This window comes from Vibrio sp. 1288, from assembly GCF_033344475.1.
This window is the reverse complement of record NZ_JAWPOX010000780.1, coordinates 1-604: the sequence shown is the minus strand read 5'-3', so window position 1 is coordinate 604 and position 604 is coordinate 1. Positions and strand designations below refer to the sequence as shown.

The 604-nt window shown below is 44.2% G+C and carries 1 pseudogene; it reads right to left on the bottom strand.

What is annotated here, in order from left to right:
• A pseudogene (locus tag R8O11_RS29325) lies at window positions 1-603 on the bottom strand (hypothetical protein); the annotation flags it as partial.
• Window position 604: the final 1 nt, after the last annotated feature.

The following is a 604-nucleotide window of genomic DNA, read 5'->3' as shown; positions in this document are numbered from 1 at the left end:
TAAACCGTCAGCAAAACCAAGTTTTTTGCTGACCATAATGGCATCGGTGCCCGCTCTCTCTTCATAATCAAAGTCATAAATCGAGTACGCGTTATAAACGTCATTAGGGTTCCAGATGGTATTCATGGACCAGTTAATACGAAAACGCCCGACACTGGCACTCCAATCGTCGCTCTTCCAGCTCACATACAATCGGTCAAATTGAGAATTCAGAATAACGTCGTCTTCGCGCCAGTTTTTGCTCAAATCAAAGTAGCCATTATCTAGCGCGACAAGTTCGGGATATTGAGGAATGTCTAACGCATCGCCCCATAAAGCTCGGTTTCGCAAGCCAACATTAACACGCCAGTTTGGAGAAAAACGGTATTCGAAATTCAGACGATTGTGCAGCAGATGATCGAGCGTATTGCTTTGATCATCTGGCATGCTGTATGTCGCCATATACTTAATATAACCATCAAAGTTCCAAGATTTTTGAGGTTGTAAACCAGGGATATTGGCAACAGCACAAAAGCTGAAAAAGCCAAGCAAGGAAAGGCTTAATGCCTGACTAACCACCACCATCCATGGCGGAGAAAAACGAATGTGTAAGCCGCTACGCATG